The 20,251-nt window shown below is 66.2% G+C and carries 16 protein-coding genes; 12 read left to right on the forward strand and 4 right to left on the reverse strand.

Features of this window, described 5'->3' with window-relative positions:
* Positions 1-746: 746 nt before the first annotated feature.
* Positions 747-1,781 (reverse strand): RHS repeat domain-containing protein, encoded by a 1,035-nt coding sequence (locus AC1VXD_RS17960; RefSeq protein ID WP_482993183.1) that lies wholly within the window; start codon positions 1,779-1,781, stop codon positions 747-749.
* A 34-nt stretch (positions 1,782-1,815) separates the two neighbouring features.
* Between AC1VXD_RS17960 and AC1VXD_RS17965 the strand changes: the two genes are divergently transcribed.
* On the forward strand, positions 1,816-2,025 hold the full coding sequence (locus AC1VXD_RS17965) for a Rap1a/Tai family immunity protein (protein WP_482993196.1): 210 nt from the start codon (positions 1,816-1,818) through the stop codon (positions 2,023-2,025).
* 149 nt (positions 2,026-2,174) lie between these two features.
* On the opposite strand, the gene AC1VXD_RS17970 is transcribed toward AC1VXD_RS17965, so the two are convergent.
* Positions 2,175-2,696 (reverse strand): hypothetical protein, encoded by a 522-nt coding sequence (locus tag AC1VXD_RS17970; RefSeq protein WP_482993184.1) that lies wholly within the window; start codon positions 2,694-2,696, stop codon positions 2,175-2,177.
* Between AC1VXD_RS17970 and AC1VXD_RS17975 the strand changes: the two genes are divergently transcribed.
* The 5 genes from AC1VXD_RS17975 (at position 2,691) to cyoD (ending at position 7,242) form a co-directional block, all read left to right on the forward strand.
* Positions 2,691-2,969 carry a hypothetical protein gene (locus tag AC1VXD_RS17975; protein WP_482993185.1) on the forward strand — a complete coding sequence of 93 codons (279 nt, stop codon included), beginning with the start codon at positions 2,691-2,693 and terminating at the stop codon, positions 2,967-2,969. The genes AC1VXD_RS17970 and AC1VXD_RS17975 overlap by 6 nt on opposite strands.
* 253 nt (positions 2,970-3,222) lie before the next feature.
* Positions 3,223-4,266 carry a ubiquinol oxidase subunit II gene (gene cyoA / locus AC1VXD_RS17980; protein WP_482993186.1) on the forward strand — a complete coding sequence of 348 codons (1,044 nt, stop codon included), beginning with the start codon at positions 3,223-3,225 and terminating at the stop codon, positions 4,264-4,266.
* Between the two features lie 2 nt (positions 4,267-4,268).
* Complete coding sequence (gene cyoB, locus AC1VXD_RS17985) at positions 4,269-6,266, forward strand: cytochrome o ubiquinol oxidase subunit I (RefSeq protein ID WP_150455230.1); 1,998 nt, start codon at positions 4,269-4,271, stop codon at positions 6,264-6,266.
* Positions 6,263-6,901 (forward strand): cytochrome o ubiquinol oxidase subunit III, encoded by a 639-nt coding sequence (gene cyoC / locus AC1VXD_RS17990; protein WP_482993187.1) that lies wholly within the window; start codon positions 6,263-6,265, stop codon positions 6,899-6,901. The genes cyoB and cyoC overlap by 4 nt, the downstream gene beginning before the upstream one ends.
* A complete protein-coding gene (gene cyoD, locus AC1VXD_RS17995; protein ID WP_482993188.1) occupies positions 6,901-7,242 on the forward strand; it encodes a cytochrome o ubiquinol oxidase subunit IV in 342 nt (113 codons plus the stop codon). The genes cyoC and cyoD overlap by 1 nt, the downstream gene beginning before the upstream one ends.
* A 293-nt stretch (positions 7,243-7,535) precedes the next feature.
* On the opposite strand, the gene AC1VXD_RS18000 is transcribed toward cyoD, so the two are convergent.
* Positions 7,536-9,593, reverse strand: coding sequence for a putative bifunctional diguanylate cyclase/phosphodiesterase (locus AC1VXD_RS18000; protein ID WP_482993189.1), 2,058 nt, complete (start codon positions 9,591-9,593; stop codon positions 7,536-7,538).
* Between the two features lie 203 nt (positions 9,594-9,796).
* Here AC1VXD_RS18000 and radA point away from each other — a divergent pair, with 203 nt between their 5' ends.
* The 3 genes from radA to AC1VXD_RS18015 all read left to right on the forward strand — a co-directional run bounded on the left by radA (position 9,797) and on the right by AC1VXD_RS18015 (position 15,609).
* On the forward strand, positions 9,797-11,176 hold the full coding sequence (radA, locus tag AC1VXD_RS18005; protein WP_482993190.1) for a DNA repair protein RadA: 1,380 nt from the start codon (positions 9,797-9,799) through the stop codon (positions 11,174-11,176).
* Positions 11,177-11,389: 213 nt separating this feature from the next.
* Positions 11,390-13,246 carry an ATP-binding protein gene (locus tag AC1VXD_RS18010; protein ID WP_482993191.1) on the forward strand — a complete coding sequence of 619 codons (1,857 nt, stop codon included), beginning with the start codon at positions 11,390-11,392 and terminating at the stop codon, positions 13,244-13,246.
* A 56-nt stretch (positions 13,247-13,302) separates the two neighbouring features.
* Positions 13,303-15,609 carry a tetratricopeptide repeat protein gene (locus AC1VXD_RS18015; protein ID WP_482993192.1) on the forward strand — a complete coding sequence of 769 codons (2,307 nt, stop codon included), beginning with the start codon at positions 13,303-13,305 and terminating at the stop codon, positions 15,607-15,609.
* Positions 15,610-15,852: 243 nt separating this feature from the next.
* Here the strand turns inward: AC1VXD_RS18015 and AC1VXD_RS18020 are convergent, their stop codons facing one another.
* Complete coding sequence (locus AC1VXD_RS18020; protein ID WP_482993193.1) at positions 15,853-16,647, reverse strand: cytochrome C assembly family protein; 795 nt, start codon at positions 16,645-16,647, stop codon at positions 15,853-15,855.
* 122 nt (positions 16,648-16,769) lie between these two features.
* On the opposite strand from AC1VXD_RS18020, the gene ffh reads away from it, so the two are divergent.
* From ffh to AC1VXD_RS18035, 3 genes are all read left to right on the forward strand, one after another.
* Positions 16,770-18,146 (forward strand): signal recognition particle protein, encoded by a 1,377-nt coding sequence (ffh, locus tag AC1VXD_RS18025; protein WP_108768208.1) that lies wholly within the window; start codon positions 16,770-16,772, stop codon positions 18,144-18,146.
* A 144-nt stretch (positions 18,147-18,290) separates the two neighbouring features.
* A complete protein-coding gene (locus AC1VXD_RS18030) occupies positions 18,291-19,367 on the forward strand; it encodes an NAD(P)H-dependent flavin oxidoreductase (protein ID WP_482993194.1) in 1,077 nt (358 codons plus the stop codon).
* The gene (locus tag AC1VXD_RS18035; protein WP_482993195.1) at positions 19,364-20,146 is read left to right on the forward strand and encodes an aminotransferase class IV family protein; all 783 of its coding nucleotides are present in this window, start codon (positions 19,364-19,366) and stop codon (positions 20,144-20,146) included. The genes AC1VXD_RS18030 and AC1VXD_RS18035 overlap by 4 nt, the downstream gene beginning before the upstream one ends.
* Positions 20,147-20,251: the final 105 nt, after the last annotated feature.

Below are 20,251 nucleotides of genomic sequence, written 5' to 3' on the forward strand. Positions count from 1 at the left end.
TACAACCCAAAGCGGCGGCACAGTTCCAACGACGGGCTGTCCCCGGTAGAGTTTGAGAAGCGGTACGCACTAAACGGCTGACGACTGTCTACAAAAGCCTGGGCGATTCACTGTGATCGGGGCCGGAGTGGAGATGTTGGCTCAAAAGCTAGCCAATCCAGATGCTCCCATCAACTTGGAGTCCGTAGCGGTTTCAGCGGGCATCGGTGCCATATCCGGAGGTGTGGCTTCAGTTGTACGAAAAGCCAACCAATTGGACACCCAGCGCCAAACGGATTGGACAGCGTCGCCAAATGAACTGGACACCGCCGCCAGACAGATTGGACGCCCGCACCGTACTGGACAGCGGCGCCATAATGGACACCACTAGCCAGCATGCGAACCGTGATGGATTTCACGTGAAGCTGATTTTTCCCGGTAGCTGATGTCGGAATTGACATGCTTTCACTTGCAAGCTGGTGAACCGCCCCGAGAAAACCACAAGCCGCCCATTGGGCGGCTCGTGATTTGGTGCAAACCAAACAAAGAAAGAGAGCGCGCCTATCGCCTTCGGTGCGAGTTTTTCCACCACTGCTTCAGCGCAAGAAACAGATGAAGCAATAGAAAGATCACCGCAAAGTAGCCCCAGATCCGCAACCCAATATGGATAGCGTCCGGGTGGTGGCGATACGTGAGAACTGCGAAGTACGAAAGGCCAAAGCACGCGGCGAGAAATTGAGTTCCTAGGAAACCTTTCATTATGGAACTCATTTCTTCTTCTCCAAGTCTTTCTGTACGACAGTCGCTCCTGCTCCCGCGAGATTCTGACCCGCTTGGGATGCCGCGCCTTGGAGTGCGGATTGCCTTGGAATCGCCACTCCAGTCGATGCCGTGGTGCTTGCAATGTTCGGTGCACCAGGGGCGGATGACTGGCTTAGCTTCTGTAGTGTTCCCCGAGCAGCGGGGCCCGCGAAATCACCCATGGCAGCGCCAACACCGGAGGCCGCCAATCCTCCAGCTGCACTGCCAATCGCATTTGAAGCGACGCCCTCCGCCGTGATGGGCTGGCCTTTGATTGCGCTCTCTGCGGCGGAACCGGCACCGCCCGCCACTGCATTGACCACTGTCTGAATTGCAACCGCACGCCCTACCGAAATCGTGCCGGAACCGACTGCAGCAACGGCTAGTCCACCAGCGCCGCCGGAGACAGAGCCAACGGCGGCAGCAATGCCGACCTCCACTCTGTCGATAGGCTTACCCGGATTCATGGCTTTTTGAACCGCGATGTCTGCGAGGCCGCCCATGACGGCACCGTAGATGAAGGGCATTACCGGGATTCTTCCGTCCGGATCGGTGAAGGAATACGGATTGCCGTAAGCGTAACTGTATCGATTGAAGTGTTTCGGGCTTGAGTGCGTAGAAACGGGATCTACCGAGAGGAAGAGTCCCAGCTGGGGATCGTAGTAGCGCTGCTGCATGTAGCTCAACCCAGTGGCAGCATCGCTCACGTGCCCAGTATATCCTGGTCCATCCGTAACCTGCCCGCCGACAACGCCCCCATAGGGTTCGTAGTCATAGCGCTTGACCACGTTGCCATTGGCGTCGGTCTCGGCAACCACCGAACCAAGCGCATCGGTATGAATGTAGGTGACCGTCTCGGTGTTTGCCGATTGCGCTTGCGCCAAGCTCATCAATGGTGTGCAACAGAGCCAGGCACCCATGAGGCCCCGTTTACGAAAGCGCTTCGCCAAACCCCAAAGACTGGGGCTAAAACGAGGATCGGCCCCCTCAAGCTTTTCCATCCTTCCAATCCCTTTAAAATAGCCTTCCAGCAAGATCCCGTCTTCATATCACAGTCTCCGATGGCCGGGGAAGACGCGCTGCAAACCAGTGCGTGTTGACGTGAATAAAGTGGTGGCTGTTGCCACGCGGTTCTTTCAGGAGCATCCGCAGATATGGTGGTTGGATGCCCCAAGAGGGATTGGCGTAGCACTTGGAAATGCGTGGCCATGTGAAACCATGGATAGCGCGAAGGAGGCTGAGTAATCAGCGCTTTATTCAGCATCCACAGACCCGCCTATTGGGTCACCCTTTACACCTGCCGAGGATACGTACGCACGTGCTGCGCCCATGCGGTCGGGCACTTCAGCCGGTATCAGGCGCTGTCGCCGGCCTGCATGGAGCACCGACGATGCTCAACCCCAAGCAATGTTGTTGGAGGCAACCCAGCGCCGGGCCTCGTTGCTGGCCTGCTCGCTCGGAACCCGAAGTTTTAGGCGGGGGCCGAGACCGAATAGTAGATCGAACCCATAGTTGGCCGACAACAGTCGGCGCAGCTCGCGGGTTGGGCCCCCGGGCCGGTACTGCGTCCATCCGGCATCCTCCAGTTGCAGGATGACCCGGTCCAGCCAGTGGGCCTGTGCACGCAAGACGTGGCAGTCCAGGTCCAACGCGATTTCCTTGTCGGCCACCATGGGGAAGATGCTGCGAATGAAGAGCTCGAACAATTCCAGGGCCACGCCCCTCAGGACGGCGACGGAATCGATTCGGTGCAGATGGGCGCGTTTGGGTCCGGAAACATCGGAGATTCGGCGCCGATAGATGCGGATAGTGCGGCGTATCTGCTGCGTGCGGATTCCGATGCATTGATCCAGGCCTCCCGATGCACGGCCCTGTAAGGGGCGCCGGCCATGCAGCCGGACGATCTCTACATGCACCACGCCGTCTGGAAGCGCCTGCCGCACGGCGCCTGCGTCCGCTACACGGTGCTGCACCACCTGGGCACCGGCCAGTACGCGGTGCAGAGTGCCGATTTCTTCACCGATGACGACCCGGCGGCGTTCACCCGGTTCGAGCGGCAGTTCGTCGAACTGCTGCGCGAGCAGTGTCCGCTGCAGCGCTGCACTTGGTCCGATTCGATCGAGAAGGCAGTGCAGGCGGACGACCAGGACTTCGCGGCGCTGCCGGACACCCCCTCGCTGCATTCCTGAATACGTTCATCGGGCTTTGCCGATTCCGGCATTCCAGCCGCCTGCGCACCCGGTGCGACAACGTGTCGCAGCGATATCCGGCCACTTCCTGCGCTGGATCATTGTCAATGCCCTTCTTAAATGATGCGTGACGGCCTAAAATTGAAAGGCTGACTCGACCCCACCTCACTGCCTGTCTCAACCGCAGGCGGGACCGGCTTTGGCCGGAGCGGGCAGGACGGGGAACGGCATTCCCTCGCAATTGGATCGACCGATGATTCCGTTGAAAACCCTTGGGCGCTGGTTGCGCCCGGGCCTGCTGCTGTCGTTGCTGGTGATGCTCACCGGTTGCGATGCAGTGGCCATCCTCAGTCCGAAGGGCCAGATCGGCCAGGATGAGAAGACCCTGCTGATCACGGCCACCGTGCTCATGCTGCTGGTCGTCATCCCGGTCATCATCATGACCCTGACCTTCGCGTGGAAGTATCGCGCCTCCAACACCAAGGCCCGCTACGAGCCGAAGTGGTCCCACTCGACGGCGATCGAGGTGGTGGTGTGGTCGATCCCCTGCATGATCGTGCTGGTCCTGGCGGTGCTGACCTGGCGGTCCTCGCACGCGCTTGACCCGTACAAGCCGCTGGAATCGGACGTCAAGCCGGTCACCATCGAGGCGATCTCGCTGGACTGGAAGTGGCTGTTCATCTATCCGGAAGAGAAGGTTGCGGTCGTCAACGAGATCAAGTTCCCGGTCAACACCCCGCTGAACTTCAAGATCACGTCCGACACGGTGATGAATGCGTTCTTCATCCCGCACCTGGGCAGCATGATCTATTCGATGGCGGCGATGGAGACCAAGCTCCACCTGATCGCCAACGAGATCGGTGAATTCCCGGGCATGTCCTCGCACTACAGCGGCCTGGGCTTCGCCAAGATGCATTTCACCGCCTATTCGGTCACCGATGCCGAATACCGCCAGTGGCTGGACCAGGTCCGCGCCGGCAAGGAAACGTTGGACCAGGCCTCCTTCAAGGCCCTGGGCGAAGCGAAGAACTCCGAGTGGTATCCGGTGACCTACTACGGCACCGTGGAAGAAGGCCTGTTCGACTGGGTCCTCGCCAAGCACATGGGTGATAACAAGCACTACGGCATGAAGCATTCCCACGCGGGTGCTGCTGCCGCCGATGCGTCCACCCATGAAGCGCACGAGGGGCACGCCCCGACCGAGGCGCATGATTCCAAGGAATCCGGGAAGAACCTGGATGCCACTGACGCAGACGAACACGGTGGCCATGAAGGCCACATGGGTTCGGGAGAATGAACATGCTGGGAAAACTCTCTCTTGAGTCGATCCCCCACGATCCGATCGTGCTGACCACCCTGGTCGGCGCGGTGCTGGGTGGCCTGGGCGTCATGGCCCTGATCACCAAGTTCAAGCTGTGGGGCTATCTGTGGAAGGAGTGGTTCACCTCGGTGGACCACAAGAAGATCGGCGTGATGTACCTCATCGTCGCCTTCGTCATGCTGCTGCGTGGTTTCTCCGACGCCATCATGATGCGTACCCAGCAGGCCATCGCCGTCGGCGGGTCCGAGGGTTACCTGCCGCCGCACCACTACGACCAGATCTTCACCGCCCACGGCGTGATCATGATCTTCTTCGTGGCGATGCCGCTGATCACCGGCCTGATGAACCTGGCCGTGCCGCTGCAGATCGGTGCGCGCGACGTCGCGTTCCCGTTCGTCAACTCGCTCAGCTTCTGGCTGTTCGTGTCCGGCGCGGTGCTGATCATGCTGTCGCTGTGGATCGGTGAATTCGCCGCCACCGGCTGGCTGGCCTTCCCGCCATTGTCGGGGATCGAGTACAGCAACAATGTAGGTATGGACTACTACATATGGGGCCTACAGGTCGCGGGCCTGGGTACCACGCTGAGTGGTATCAACTTCTTCATCACCATCCTGAAGATGCGCACCCCGAGCATGAAGCTGATGCAGATGCCGGTGTTCACCTGGACTGCCCTGGTGACCAACGTGCTGATCGTCGCTGCCTTCCCGGTGCTGACCATCACCCTGGTGCTGCTGACCCTGGATCGTTACCTGGGTACGCACTTCTTCACCAATGATGGTGGCGGCAACGCCATGCTGTACATCAACCTGATCTGGATCTGGGGTCACCCGGAAGTCTATATCCTGGTGCTGCCGGCCTTCGGCGTTTTCTCCGAAGTCATCGCGACCTTCTCGCGCAAGGCACTGTTCGGCTACAAGGGCATGGTCTACGCCACCGCCTGCATCGGCGTGCTGTCGTTCATCGTGTGGCTGCACCACTTCTTCACCATGGGCTCGGGTGCCAACGTCAATGCCTTCTTCGGCATCACGACGATGATCATTTCGATTCCGACCGGCGTGAAGATCTTCAACTGGCTGTTCACCATGTTCCGCGGCCGCGTGCACTTCACCACGCCCGTGCTGTGGACCATCGGCTTCATGGTCACCTTCGTCATCGGCGGCATGACCGGCGTGATGCTGGCGATCCCGGCCATCGACTTCGTGCTGCACAACAGCCTGTTCCTGATCGCCCACTTCCACAACGTCATCATCGGCGGCGTGGTGTTCGGCATGTTTGCCGGCATCACCTACTGGTGGCCGAAGATGTTCGGCTACCGCCTCAATGAGTTCTGGGGCAAGTGCGCGTTCTGGTGCTGGTTCATCGGCTTCTACGTGACCTTCATGCCGATGTACGTGCTGGGCTTCATGGGCATGACCCGTCGTCTGCAGAGCACCGTGAACCCGGCCTACGAGCCGTTCCTGCTGGTTGCTGCCGTGGGCGCCTTCATCGTGGGTGCCGGCATCCTGTGCCAGATCATCCAGGTGGCCGTGTCGATCCGCGACCGCAAGAAGACGGCCGACCTGACCGGCGACCCGTGGGATGCCCGTACGCTGGAGTGGGAAACCTCTTCGCCGCCGGCCTTCTACAACTTCGGCGCCCTGCCGGAAGTCACCGAGCTGGACGATTTCTGGGAGCGCAAGCAGCGTGGTGAAGCCTGGCCGAAGCCGGCCAAGTACACCGACATCCACATGCCGCGCAACACCGGCACGGGCGTGGTGATCGGCGCCTTCAGCATGGTCTTCGGCTTTGCGATGATCTGGCACATCTGGTGGCTGGCCATCATCGGCTTCGTCGGCATGATCGCCACGTTCATCTACCGCACCTTCGACCAGGACGTGGACTACTGGGTCCCGGCCGCCGAGGTGGAACGCATCGAGAACGAACACCGCAAGCACCTGGAAGCCCAGGGCCTGGTGAAGTCGGAGCTGAAGGCATGAGCACCAATACCTCGACCCTGAGCCACGGGCACGCCGCGCAAGCGGCGGCCCATGGCCATGACGACCACGAGCACCACGACACCGGCGGCAACACCGTCTTCGGTTTCTGGGTGTACCTGATGAGCGACTGCCTCATCTTCGCCTCGCTGTTCGCCACCTACGTGGTGCTGGCCGGCGGCACCGATGGCGGCCCCGGCGCGAAGGACCTGTTCGAGCTGCCGTTCGTGGCGTGGGAAACCGCGCTGCTGCTGACCTCGTCGCTGACCTTCGGCCTGGGCATGATCGCCATGCACCGCAAGCAGGTCGGCCAGATGTTCCTGTGGCTGGGCGTGACCTGGCTGCTGGGCTTCGGCTTCATGTGCATGGAAGTCTATGAATTCCATCACCTGATCCATCAGGGCTATGGTCCGGACCGCAGTGCCTTCCTGTCGGCGTTCTTCGCCCTGGTCGGTACCCACGGCCTGCACGTCAGCGCCGGCCTGCTGTGGCTGCTGGTGATGTTCGTGCAGCTGAAGAAGTACGGCCTGACCCCGACCAACAAGACCCGCATGGCGTGCCTGAGCCTGTTCTGGCACTTCCTGGATCTCATCTGGATCGGCGTGTTCTCCGTCGTCTACCTCAATGGAGCGCTGTAATGGCACATGACAACCATGCACATGACCACGCAGCGGGTGGCGAGAGCCACGGCAGCGTCAAGTCCTACCTGATCGGCTTCGTGCTGGCGGTGGTGCTGACCGTCATCCCGTTCTGGATGGTGATGTCCGGCGATTTCTCGCGCACCGTCTGCGGTGTGGTGATCGCGGTCACCGCGGTGCTGCAGATGCTGGTCCATCTGGTGTTCTTCCTGCACCTGGACCGCTCTTCGGAAAGCCGCTGGAACGTCAACGCTGCTGCCTTCACCGTCGTGGTGATCGGCATCATCGTGGCCGGTACCCTGTGGGTCATGCACAACATGAACGTGCACATGATGCACTGACGTCTTCGCGACGTTGTCACACACGAAAAGGCCGCCCTTCGGGGCGGCCTTTTTGTTTGGGTGGGGTAGGGCGGGATGCTTCGTGCGCCCGCCGGGCATGGCCCGGCGCTACCGGGGATCGCGGCGGGTCGTTCCGCCGGGCATGGCCCGGCGCTACCGGGGGATCCCGGAGGGTCGTGGCCCCCCGCCCAGGCCCACGCCGCCCCGGCGGCGGGGGGGGGGGGGGGGGGTCGCTGCCGCGGGCCGCCCCCCCGCGGCAGTAGATCCACGCCATGCGTGGATGAACCGCCCGCTCACCCCACCTTGCGCAGGAACTCGTCCGGCTCCATCGGCCGACCCAGGTGGTACCCCTGCAGCTGGTCGCAGCCCAGCCCGCTCAGGTACTCCTGCTGCTCGCGCGTTTCCACGCCCTCGGCCACCACCTGCAACTGCAACGACCGTCCCAGCGCCACGATCGACGACACGATGGCCGCGTCCTCGGCATTCTTCTCCAGGTCGCGCACGAACGCGCGGTCGATCTTCAGCTCGGTGGCCGGCATCCGCTTCAGATACAGCAGGCTGGAATAGCCGGTGCCGAAATCATCGATGGAGATCTGCACCCCCATCGCGGTCAGGTCGTTGAGGATGGCCAGGCTGGCTTCGACGTCCTTCATCGCCGTGGTTTCGGTGATCTCCAGGGTCAGCCGCTCCGGCGCGATCGCATGGCGGGCCAGCACATCGCGCACGTTGTCCACCAGCGAGGGCGAGGAGAACTGCAGCGCCGACAGGTTCACCGCCATCGTCCATTCCGGGTGGCCCGCATCGTGCCAGCTGCGCAACTGTGCACAGGCCTGGTCCAGCACCCAGTCACCGATGGGCAGGATCAGCCCGCTGCGCTCGGCGATGGGAATGAACACATCCGGGGCGAGCATGCCCAGCTCCGGGTGCTGCCAGCGCAGCAGGGCCTCGGCGCCCACTGCGGGCGTGCCGGCGGCGACGAACTTCGGCTGGTAGTGCAGGCGCAGCTCGCCGCGGTCGCTGGCGCGGCGCAGGTCCTGCAGCAGCCGCAGCTGGCGGTTGGCGCTGACCTGCATCGACGGGGTGAAGAAGGTATAGCCGTTCCGGCCACCATCCTTGGTGTGGTACATCGCCGCGTCGGCATGCGCCATCAGTTCGCGCTCGGTGGCGCCGTCGTCCGGGTACAGGGCGATGCCGAGGCTGGCACTGACCTGCAGCTCGGCGGCGTCGATCAGGAACGGCTCGGCCACGGCGGCGATGATGCGCTCGGCCACCACCACTGCGTCGTCCGGCTCATCCACGGCCAGCACGATCACGAACTCGTCGCCGCCCAGCCGGGCGAAGGTGTCCTGCGGGCGCAGCAGGCTGCTGACGCGCTCGCTCATGCGCACCAGCAGGCGGTCGCCCAGCTGGTGGCCATAGGCATCATTGACCGCCTTGAAGCCGTCAAGATCGCAGAACATCACGGCCAGGCCATGGCCGCGGCGGCGTGCCTTTTCAATCGACTGCTCGATGCGATCCTGCAGCAGCATGCGGTTGGGCAGCTGGGTGAGGGGGTCGTGCAGGGCGGCCTGCAGCAGCTTGTCGTTGGCTTTCTCCAGCGATTCGGCCAGCAGACCGGTGCGCTCGCGCATCTGCCGGTCGAACAGCGAGGCCACCAGGGCGATGCCGAGGGTGCCCAACGTGGTGACGATGACCAGCACCGCCAGCCAGCGGCTGTCGATGCCACCATGGATGGCCGCGCCGCAGATGCTGCCTTCAGGGAAGTTGGCAGCGGCCATGCCGGTGTAGTGCATGCCGACGATGGCCACACCCATCACCAGGGAAGCCAGCAGGCGCAGCCGCACGGTGCGCGCACCTTGGGCACGCAGGCGGAAGGCGATCCACAGCGCGGCTCCGGCGGCACCGACGGCAATCAGGATCGAGGCGGCAAACCACACGGGGTCATAATCAATGCCCGGCTGCATGCGCATGGCGGCCATGCCCAGGTAGTGCATGGCCGCAATTCCCAGGCCAAGCAGCACGGCACCGGCCAGCAGCCGGCGGGCGGGCAGCAGCGGGCGCGAGACCAGCCACAGCGCGTACGCCGATGCGCCCACCGACACCGCCAGCGAGTAGAGGGTGATGGCCAGGTCGTAGCCGATCGGGATCGGCAGGTTGAACGCCAGCATGCCCACGAAATGCATCGACCAGATGCCCAGGCCCATCGCCAGGGCGCCACCGGTCAGCCACAGGCGCGCCTCCCGGCCCTCCGTCGTGGCAAGGCGGCCGGCCATGTCCAGTGCGGTATAGGACGCCAGGATGGCGACCAACAGCGAGAAAACAACCAGGCTCTGGCTGTAGGTGCCAGTCATAGAACGTCCTTCGGGGGCGGAGTAGGGGGCATGGAGGCGCGGACTATAGCGGCCGCGTGGTGCTGCACTTTATTGCATCAAAATGTGATGTTCATCTCATATTGGGAGATGTCATGACCGTGTCGCACTCTTGCCAGGGGTCGCAGCGCCTGCGACTGGCCTCGGCTATCCTCCTTCACCTCCCCGCACCGAAGTCCTGCCCCATGGCCAAAGCCCGCCTCACTGCCTATGTCTGCAACGAATGCGGCGCCGAGTACAGCAAGTGGCAGGGGCAGTGCACCGAGTGCAACGCCTGGAACTCCTTGTCGGAAATCGTGCTGGAGAGCGCGGCGGCGGCCAAGACGCCTGCCTCGCGCCGGGCCGGCTGGGCCGGCAAGATCGACCCGCCGAAGATCACCGCGCTGAAGGATGTCGAGCAGACCGAGCACCGCCGGGTCAGTACCGGCATCGGCGAGTTCGACCGCGTGCTGGGCGGCGGCCTGGTCGAGGGCGCGGTGGTGCTGGTCGGCGGCGACCCGGGCATCGGCAAGTCCACCCTGCTGCTGCAGGCGGTGGCGAAGATGGCGGCCGTGCTGCCGGTGCTGTACGTCACCGGCGAAGAGTCGCTGGCCCAGGTGGCCGGCCGCGCGCACCGGCTGGAACTGCCGCTGGACGGGGTCAACGCGCTGGCCGAGACCGGCGTCGAGTCGATCCTGCAGCACGCGGCCAAGGCCGGCCCGCGGCTGATCGTGGCCGACTCGGTGCAGACCCTGTGGACCGAAACGCTGACCGCGGCGCCCGGCTCGGTGAGCCAGGTGCGCGAAAGTGCTGCGCGGCTGGTGCGCTTTGCCAAGGAAACCGGCACCGCCGTGTTCCTGGTCGGCCACGTGACGAAGGAGGGCGGCATCGCCGGCCCGCGCGTGCTCGAACACATGGTCGACGCCGTGCTCTATTTCGAAGGCGAGAGCGGCAGCCGCTTCCGCCTGCTGCGTGCGTTCAAGAACCGTTTCGGCGCGGTCAACGAGCTGGGCGTGTTCGCCATGGGTGACAAGGGCCTGAAGGAAGTCTCCAATCCGTCGGCCATCTTCCTGTCCGGTGCCAGCACCCATCAGCCGGGCAGCTGCGTGATGGTGACCCGCGAGGGCACCCGGCCGCTGCTGGTGGAAGTGCAGGCGCTGGTTGATGCCTCGCCGCTGTCCAACCCGCGCCGTGTCGCCGTTGGCCTGGAGCAGAACCGCCTGGCCATGCTGCTGGCGGTGCTGCACCGTCATGGCGGCGTGCTGGTGGGCGACCAGGACGTGTTTGTCAATGTCGTAGGTGGCATCCGCGTGCAGGAGACCGCCGCCGATCTGCCGGTGCTGCTGGCCGTGCTGTCGTCGCTGCAGGACCGGCCGCTGGCGGAAAAGACGATTGCCTTCGGCGAGGTCGGCCTGTCGGGCGAGATCCGCCCGGTGCCCAATGGCGAGGACCGCCTGCGCGAAGCGGCGACCCACGGATTCAAGCGCGCCATCGTGCCCAAGGCCAACGCCCCCAAGGGCGGCACGGTGAAGGGCATGGAAGTGATCGCGGTCGAACGCCTGTCCGAGGCCATCGACGCCGCGTAAACCGTGGCGGTAGCGCCGGGCCAGACCCGGCGGCTTTCCTCGCTTTTCTGTAGAGCCGAGCCCATGCTCGGCGGCTTCTCCGCCAAGAGCAGCCGAGATGGGGCTCGGCTCTATACACCTCCGATGCACTGACGGTCAGCTTGGCTGTGCTAGTTTTCCCGGCTCGACGACGGCGCACCCTGGCGCCTTGTGTGGCAAGGAGTAACCGATTTCATGCAGGACCCGACGCTCAGCCCCCCCGCCGCCGAAATCCGCCGCGCAGGGGTCGATCTCAATGGACTGATGACGGTGCTGGGCAAGCACCTGTATTCCACCCCGATGGTGGCCCTGCGCGAGCTGGTACAGAACGCGCACGATTCGATCATCCGCCGCCGCCTCGAGCAGCCGGGCATCGAGCTGCCGTCGCGCATCTCGGTGCAGGTCGATGCCGCCGCCGGCGTGCTGCGCATCACCGATACCGGCGCCGGCCTGACCCGCCAGGAAATCCACGATTACCTGGCCACTGTCGGCGTCGGCTACACCCGTGGCCTGCGCCAGGGCGGTGATGACCAGGACGGCCTGATCGGCATGTTCGGCCTGGGTTTCCTCTCTGCCTTCGTGCTGGCGCGCCGGGTGAGCGTGCGCACCACCTCCTACCAGACGCCGGAGCTGGGCCACCTGTATGTGTCCAGCAACGCCGAGCAGTACACGGTGAGCGAAGTGCCCGCGCGCGCCGTCGGTACCGAAGTGGAGCTGGAGCTGCACGCCGAATTCCTGCCGCTGGCCAACGAGGCGCGCCTGTACGAGGTGCTGGGCCGCTACTGCGCGCTGCTGTCCGAGCCGATCTTCATCGGCGCGGCCGCCGAGGCCCTCAATCCCGAACCGCCGCCGTGGCGCGGGCAGGGCGAGGTGGCGCTGCACCCGGTGCAGGCCCGTCGCCAGGCGCTGCAGTTCGCTGCGCGGTTCGAGCATGATTTCGAGCCCATCGTGACCGTGCCGCTGCGCGCGGACGCCGACAGCGATGCCACCGGCATGCTGTGGGTGCAGGATGGTGCGACCTATGGCACCAGCGACAACCGCAATCTCTCGGTGTTCGTGCGCGGCATGCTGCTCGATGACGATGCGCGTGACCTGCTGCCGCCGTGGGCGGGCTTCATCGGCGGCGTGATCGAATCCTCGCGCCTGACCCCGACCGCCAGCCGCGAGGACCTGCAGCGCGACGACCAGTACCGCGCCGTGCAGCACGCGCTGCTGGAAGCGCTGATCGACGGACTGGCCGACGTCGCGCGGCAGCAGCCCGAAGCGTGGCGACGCGTGCTGGCCCGCCACAACGAGGCGCTGCTGGGTGCGGCGCTGTGCGATGAGCGCCTGTTCGAACTGCTGCTGGAACACGTGCGCGTGCCGACCTCGCAGGGCGACCTGCCGGCCAGCGCGCTGCCCGCGCGCGGTGCCGTGCACGTGATCCTCGACAACGGCGGCGGCTTTGAGGAAATGCTGTTCCGCGCGATGGGCGTGCCGGTCGCGCACGGCCATCGCTATGCGGTGGTGCCGTTCCTGCGCCGCTGGACCCAGGCCAAGGGCCTGCGCCTGGTGGAGCTGGGCACCGAGCAGGGCAACCGCGCGCTGTTCCGCACCGATGACAGCCTGGATGCCGCGCAGCTGGCGTGGCTGGGCGAGCACCTGGGCGATGGCGAGCAGCTGCTGCCGGCGCGCTTCAGTCCCGAAGCGTTGCCGGTGGTGGTCGTGCCCGACCGCGAGGCCGAGCTGAAGCAGCGCCTGGAAGACGACGAGAACGACAAGCGCGTGTCGATGGCCGCATTGCGTCTTGCGCGTCAGTTCACTGCGCGCATCGAGGCGCGGGCACCGTCGCGGTTGTATATCAACCTGGACAACCCCGCCGTGCAGGCCCTGCTGCAGGCTCAGCGTGACGGGCATCTGCAGGCAGCGGCGGCCGCACGGCTGCTGCGCTCGCTGAAGATCATCGTCTCTGCGCAGGGCCGCCCGCTGGCCAGTGGTGCGGCGACGCCCGGCCCGGACCTCAATGGCGCCTTCAGTGATATCGCCGGTGCCCTGCAGCAGATGCTGCGCTGAGCACCGCACACACTTTTTCTCATCCAGCCTCACGCTAGACAGGAGCACCAACCCCCATGGATATCTGGAACTGGGTCGAAAAGCTGCAGGAAGACCTGCGCCAGGCCGGCCAGGCGCAGAACGCGCACCTGCTGACCCGCCTTGCCGACGAAGTCAGTGAACTGCAGGTCGACCGCGTCGACGCGCTGCTGCCCGAGGCACGTGCGCTGGGCAAGGCGCTGGACAACCCCTGGGTCGACGTCTACGTCGGCCACTGGGCGCTGCGCAACCGCGTGGGCAACCGCGTCGAAGGCGAGAGCGCGCTCGGCGAGGCGGTCTCGCTGTTCGAGCGCGCGCACCGCGAGGACACCCTGGAATGCCCGCAGTCGATCTGCGTGACCCAGGATCTGGCCGCCTGCTACGGCAACATCGACGGCCCGGGCTGGGTGCCCGAGCGCATCGAGGTCTGCGACGAAACGCTGGCGCGCATCGATCCGACCTGGGCCTGCTTCCAGTGCCTGAGCTGCGAGAAGGCCGATGCGCTGCTCGATGACGGCCGCGCGCAGGACGCGCTGGACTACCTGAAGGCGCAGGCCGATGCGGTGGAAGCGCGCGGCAAGGAAGTGTTCGACAGCTTCCCGGAAATGCAGATCAAGATCCTGCTGGCCAGCGGCCGCGCCGAGGAGGCGATGGTGCTGATCGAGCAGCGCGAAGCCGAGGTGGCCGCGGCCGGCGAATACGAACCGGCCAACTGCACCGTGCCGCGCCGCCTGTCGCGCGCGTGGGCGCTGGCCCAGCTGGGGCGCGACGAAGAGGCGCTGCAGCAGCTGGTGCCGTGGAGCGAGCTGACCCCGAACACCTGGCGCCTGTGGGCCAACACGGTGGCGCTGCTGTGCAGCCGTGACGGGGCCCGCAACACCTGGGACCTGGGCACGCGCTTCAACACCATCATCGAGCACTTCGCCAGCGTCGGTGCCCACCGCCTGGTGATCGAATTGGCCGCACTGAGCCTGGAACTGGCGCTGCAGCGCGGCGCGCGCTGGGTGGCGCAGCGCCAGCTCGGCCTGGCCCGCACCCATCTGGCACAGCTGCGCCAGGACCGCGGTGCGGGCGAGCTGGTGGCCAGCCTGGCGGCCCGTATCGACGCACTGCCCGAGGTCGAACCGCTGCCGGTGCCGGCCGCCGAACTGCTGGCGTGGCTGGAAGCGCGTGGCGAACAGCAGCAGTCGCGTGATCCCGAACGCGAGGCACAGTGGCTGCTGCAGGCGCACGCACAGTGCCCGGATGACGAGGCGCTGGCCGAGGTGGCCGCATCGGCGCTGAACGCCTGTGGTGCGCAGACCGAAGCACGCGCGCTGCTGTGGGAGTTCGTGCGTGCGCATGCCCAGGAGGACGGCGCCGCTGCCTACACGCTGATGCGCTGGCTGACCGAGCAGGGCGACGATGATGGCCTGCGCCGCCTGGCCGGCACCTACCGCGGCAGCGTGCCGGTGTTCGCGCACTGGTGCGAGGTGCAGCGCGCACGCCGCGTGTCCGACTGGCCGGCGCTGGAGCAGGCCGCGCAGGCGCTGCTGGCGCTGTCGCCGGGCTCGCATGGCGCGCGTGGCACGCTGGCGCGCATGTACATGGAAACCGGCCGCTTCAGCGATGCACAGGCCTGTTACGCGCAGCTGGTGGAAACGCTGGAGGATCCCAATGCCGCGCACTGGGACCACATGAGCGCCGCCAGTGCCGCACGCGACTGGGACGCGGTGCGCCGCTCGGCCGCGGCCATCGGCATGGAGCTGTCCAGCCAGGACGGCGTAGTCGAAGAGCCGTGGGGCTGGGTGATCATCCGCAGCCTGGAGCAGGGCGAGCCGATGGAGTACTACGCGCGCCGCACCGGTCCGGTGACCGCACGCATCGTCGAGAACGCGCCGGCCAACCGTGCCCAGCAGGTGGGCGACTGGGTGGTGTTCGATGCCGCGCTGGTGCACCCGGCGCCGGAAGAGGAAGAGCAGCGCCAGCACTTCATTCCGACCTACGCGCAGGTGCACGTGCTGGAACGTGGTGGCTTCGAGCGCAGCTGGCTGATCGACGGCGCGCACCCGGGCGAAGACGCCTGGAATGCGTTCGTGGAAGGTACCGAAGCGCAGGGCTGGCAGGTGTGGGCGCACAGCCGCCCGGATTACACCGTGACCGACCCGGATGCGGACGAGGGCACGCTGCCGGGCCTGCTGTTCACCGTGGCCCAGCCGCAGGGGCATGCGCCGCTGGCGCTGCACCGCTACCTGCAGCAGGCCACCGCCGGCTGGCCGCATCCGATGTGCTGGCTGCGCCTGGCTGAAGCCTGCGGCCAGGACCGCCAGCCGCATCTGGATGTGATCGAGCGGTACGGCTTGTAGGCTCAACCGCGCTGCGCGCTTGCCGGGGACGGCCCGGCGCTACCGGTCCCCGGTGGGTGCCGACCGTTGGTCGGCACGCCTTTCCTCGATCACGCGACGGCGCCATGCAGCGGCCGCACCGTGCGGATTGTTGTAGAGCCGAGCCTATGCTCGGCTTACGCGGCAAAGCAGCCGAGCATGGGCTCGGCTCTACACACCTGTCGCGCGCCCTGAGGTGGGTGCCGACCGTTGGTCGGCACGCCTTTACCGCGTATGCCCGAACACCAGCTCGATCACGAACTGGCTGCCGAAGAACGCCAGCAGCAGCAACAGCATCGCCGACAGCGTCCAGTGCACCGCCTTTGCCCCGCGCCAGCCGTAGCGGCGGCGGCCGATCAGCAGCACGCCGAACACGATCCACGACAGCACGCTGAGCACGGTCTTGTGCACCAGCTTCTGCGCCAGCAGGTCATCGACGAACAGCACGCCGGTGACCAGGGTCAGGGTGAGCAGGGCGAAGCCCACGGTGATGACCCGGAACAGCAGCGCTTCCAGATCGGCCAGCGGCGGCAGCGCACGCAGCCACGGACGGAACTCGCGGCGGCGCAGCGCCCGTTCCTGCAGCCACAGCATGATCGCCAGCAGTGCAGAGATGCTCAGCGTGGCGTAGGCCAGCAGGGCCAGCCAGGCGTGGCTGGCCAGTCGCCAGCCCAGTACCTTGCTCGGTTCGTGGCCGTAGCCGTGGTAGACCGCCAGCAGCAGCGCGGCCAGCGGGAACACCACCACGCCCAGCGCCGACATGCGCCCACGCGCGCCGACCAGCGAGGTCAGCCAGGCCATGCCCAGGCCGACCAGCGACAGCGCGGCGAAGAAGTGCATGTCCGGGCCGCCGGTGGTGCGCATCGCCACCAGCACGTGGTAGCCGCCGTGCAGCAGCATGGCCGGCAGCGCCGGCCACAGCCAGATGGGCGAACCGAATGCATCATCGCGGCCAAGCGCACGCACCAGCAGGGCGCTGGCGGCCAGGTAGAGCAGGGTGGCGATGAGAACGATTAACATCGTTGCAGTTTCGCATACCCCCGTGATGCTGGCGACGGCCCCGTGGTCGCAGCCCGGGAAGGCGGGCGGACCCGTTATACTGTCTGCATTATTGTCCCCCGCTTTCAGACAGGTTGCGCCGCATGTTCGAGTCCCTGACCCAGCGCCTTTCCGGCACCATCGAGCGCCTGCGTGGCCGCGGCCGCCTGACCGAGGAGAACATCCGCGAGGCGACCCGCGAAGTGCGCATCGCGCTGCTTGAAGCCGACGTCGCGCTGCCGGTGGTGCAGGCCCTGATCGAGCGCATCAAGGTGCGCGCGGTCGGCCAGGAAGTGCTGAAGTCGCTGACCCCGGGCCAGGCCCTCATCAAGGTCGTGCGCGATGAGCTGACCGCGGTGATGGGCGCCGAAGCCAGCGACCTGAACCTCAACGTTCCCGCCCCTGCCATCATCCTGATGGCAGGCCTGCAGGGCGCCGGCAAGACCACTACCGTGGGCAAGCTGGCCAAGCACCTGAAGGAAAAGCGCAAGAAGAAGGTGATGGTGGTGTCGGCCGACGTCTACCGTCCGGCCGCGATCGAGCAGCTGAAGACCCTGGCCGAGCAGGTCGGCGTGCTGTTCTTCCCGTCCAGCGCCGACCAGAAGCCGGAAGCCATCGTCCGCGCCGCCATCGACGATGCACGCCGCTCGTTCGTTGACGTGCTGATTGTCGATACCGCCGGCCGCCTGGCCATCGACGAAGCGATGATGGCCGAGATCAAGGCCCTGCACGCGGCGGTCAACCCGGCTGAAACCCTGTTCGTGGTCGATGCCATGACCGGCCAGGACGCTGCCAACACCGCCAAGGCCTTCGGCGATGCGCTGCCGCTGACCGGCGTGGTGCTGACCAAGACCGACGGTGACGCCCGCGGCGGTGCCGCGCTGAGCGTGCGCTACATCACCGGCAAGCCGATCAAGTTCGTCGGTGTCAGCGAAAAGCCGGAAGGCCTGGACGTGTTCCACCCGGACCGTATCGCCAGCCGCATCCTCGACATGGGCGACGTGCTGTCGCTGGTCGAGCAGGTCGAGCAGCAGGTCGACAAGGACAAGGCCGCCAAGCTGGCCGAGAAGGTCGCCAAGGGCAAGAAGTTCGACCTGAACGACATGCGCGACCAGCTGGAGCAGATGCAGAACATGGGCGGCATCGGCGGCCTGATGGACAAGCTGCCGGGCCTGGGCAACATCCCCGAGCACCTGAAGCAGCAGGTCAGCCAGGGCAAGGAAGTGCCGCGCATGATCGCCATCATCAGCTCGATGACCAAGAAGGAACGGCGCAACCCGAACCTGCTCAATGGCTCGCGCCGCGCGCGCATCGCCAAGGGCTCGGGCGTGACCCCGGCTGACGTCAACAAGCTCATGAAGCAGTACATGCAGATGGAAAAGATGATGAGCAAGATGGCCGGTGGCGGGATGAAGGGCATGATGCGCAGCATGAAGGGCATGATGGGTGCCATGGGCGGCCGCGGCATGCCGTTCCGTTGATCCTGGTCTTGTCCGTAATCTGATGTAGCGCCCGAGCCCATGCTCGGGCGACGGCGCAGAAGCGCCGCATCCAGCAACGAGCAAGCTCGACGCCGGCCCCATCCTGCGCGCACCATGGGAGCCTGTCCGAAACGATGGGCTGTCATGCAGAGTTCCACCGTATCTTCCCGCGCCGAGGCGTTCTGCCAGCGCTTTGGTGTTTCCGTTCCGATCCTGCTGGCACCGATGGCCGGTGCCTGCCCGGTGCCGCTGTCGGCCGCGCTGGCCAATGCCGGCAGCATGGGCGCGATGGGCGCGGTGCTGTCGCCGGCCGCCGATATCGGCCGCTGGATGGATGACTTCCGCGCCGCCTCCGCCGGCCCGGCGCAGGTGAACCTGTGGCTGCCGGATCCGGCGCCCGTTCGCGATGTCACCGCCGAAGCCACCAGTCGCGCCTTCCTCGCCCAATGGGGCCCGGACGTGCCCGCCAGTGCCGCCGACGCTACGCCGGCCGATTTCGACGAGCAGTTTGCTGCCTTGCTGGCCGCGCGCCCGGCGGTGGCCTCGACCATCATGGGCGTGCTGTCGCCGCGCCACGTGCAGCAGTTGAAGGACGCCGGCATCGCCTGGATCGCCTGCGCGACCACGCTGGCCGAAGCGCGCGCGGCGCAGGATGCGGGCGCCGACGCGGTGGTGGCGCAGGGCGCCGAAGCCGGCGGCCATCGCGGTGCGTTCGACCCGAGCCAGGCCGAGCGCCAGCTGGTGGGTCTGTTCGCGCTGCTGCCGCGCCTGGCCGATCACCTGCAGATTCCGGTGATCGCCGCCGGTGGCATCGGCGATGGTCGTGGCATCGCGGCGGCGCTGACGCTGGGCGCCAGCGCGGTGCAGATCGGCACCGCCTTTCTGCGCACGCCGGAAGCGGCGATCGCCTCGGCCTGGGCTGATGGCCTGGCCGCCACCGAACCCGAAGACACCTGGCCGACCCGTGCCTTCAGTGGCCGCCTGGGTCGTGGCCTGGCCACGCCCTATGTGCGTGCCGCTGCCGCGGACGGTGCCCCGGCGCCGCGTCCTTACCCGGTGCAGCGCGGCCTGACCGCACCGATGCGCAAGCAGGCGGCGCAGGACAACCGCCTGGCCGCGATGCAGGCCTGGGCCGGGCAATCGGCCTGGATGGCACCGGCAGCACCCGCCGCTGACGTGCTGCGCGACATGTGGCAACAGGCGCAGGCGCTGCTGCGATGACGGTGTCCTGCAATGGCCGGCCGGCGCAGGTGGACGATCTGCTGCCGGCCCTGGTCAACTACGGCCACTTCACCTCGATGCAGGTGCGTGGCCATGCCGTGCAGGGGCTGGATCTGCATCTGGCGCGGCTGTCGCAGGCCACGCGCGAACTGTTCGGCAGCGAACTGGATGTCGCGCAGGTGCAGGCCTGGATGACGCAGGCGCTGCAGCAGGCCGGGCAGGGCGATGTCTCGCTGCGGGTAACGGTGTATTCGCGCCACTTCGATTTCCGCACTCCGCTGGTTGCCGTGCCGGTAGATGTGCTGGTGGCGGTGTCCGCACCGGTGGCGCTGACCGCACCGAAGCGCGTACGCAGCGTGGTCTGGCAGCGCGAGCTGCCGCAGATCAAGCACGTGGGCACGTTCGGCCTGTTTGCCGAACGCCGTGCGGCGATGGCGGCGGGCTTTGACGATGTGCTGTTCGTGTCCGCCGAGGGCGGGATCAGCGAGGGCAGCACCTGGAACCTGGCGTTGCACGATGGCGAACGCCTGATCTGGCCGCAGGCCCCGGCGCTGCGCGGGACCGCCGAGGCGCTGCTGCAGCGACATTGGCCGGGGGCACAGGCCACGCAGCCGCTGCGGCTGGCCGATCTGGCCGGTGTGAAGGCGGCCTTTGCGTGCAATGCCAGTGGCCTGTGGGCGCTGGAGGCCATCGACGGGCAGGTGCTGCCGGGTTCGCAGGCCTTGGCTGAACAGGGCAGGGCGGTGTTGGCCAGGGTGCCGTGGCAGCCGCTTTCCTGAACGATGCGCACGGGCTGCCGGCCGCCCGGGCACAACCCCCCGCAGCACAGCCAGACGCGACACCCGGAAGCCCGCCCCCACACCCCGGGGGATATAGCCGCACAC

This window comes from Stenotrophomonas sp. STEN054 (genome assembly GCF_056854535.1).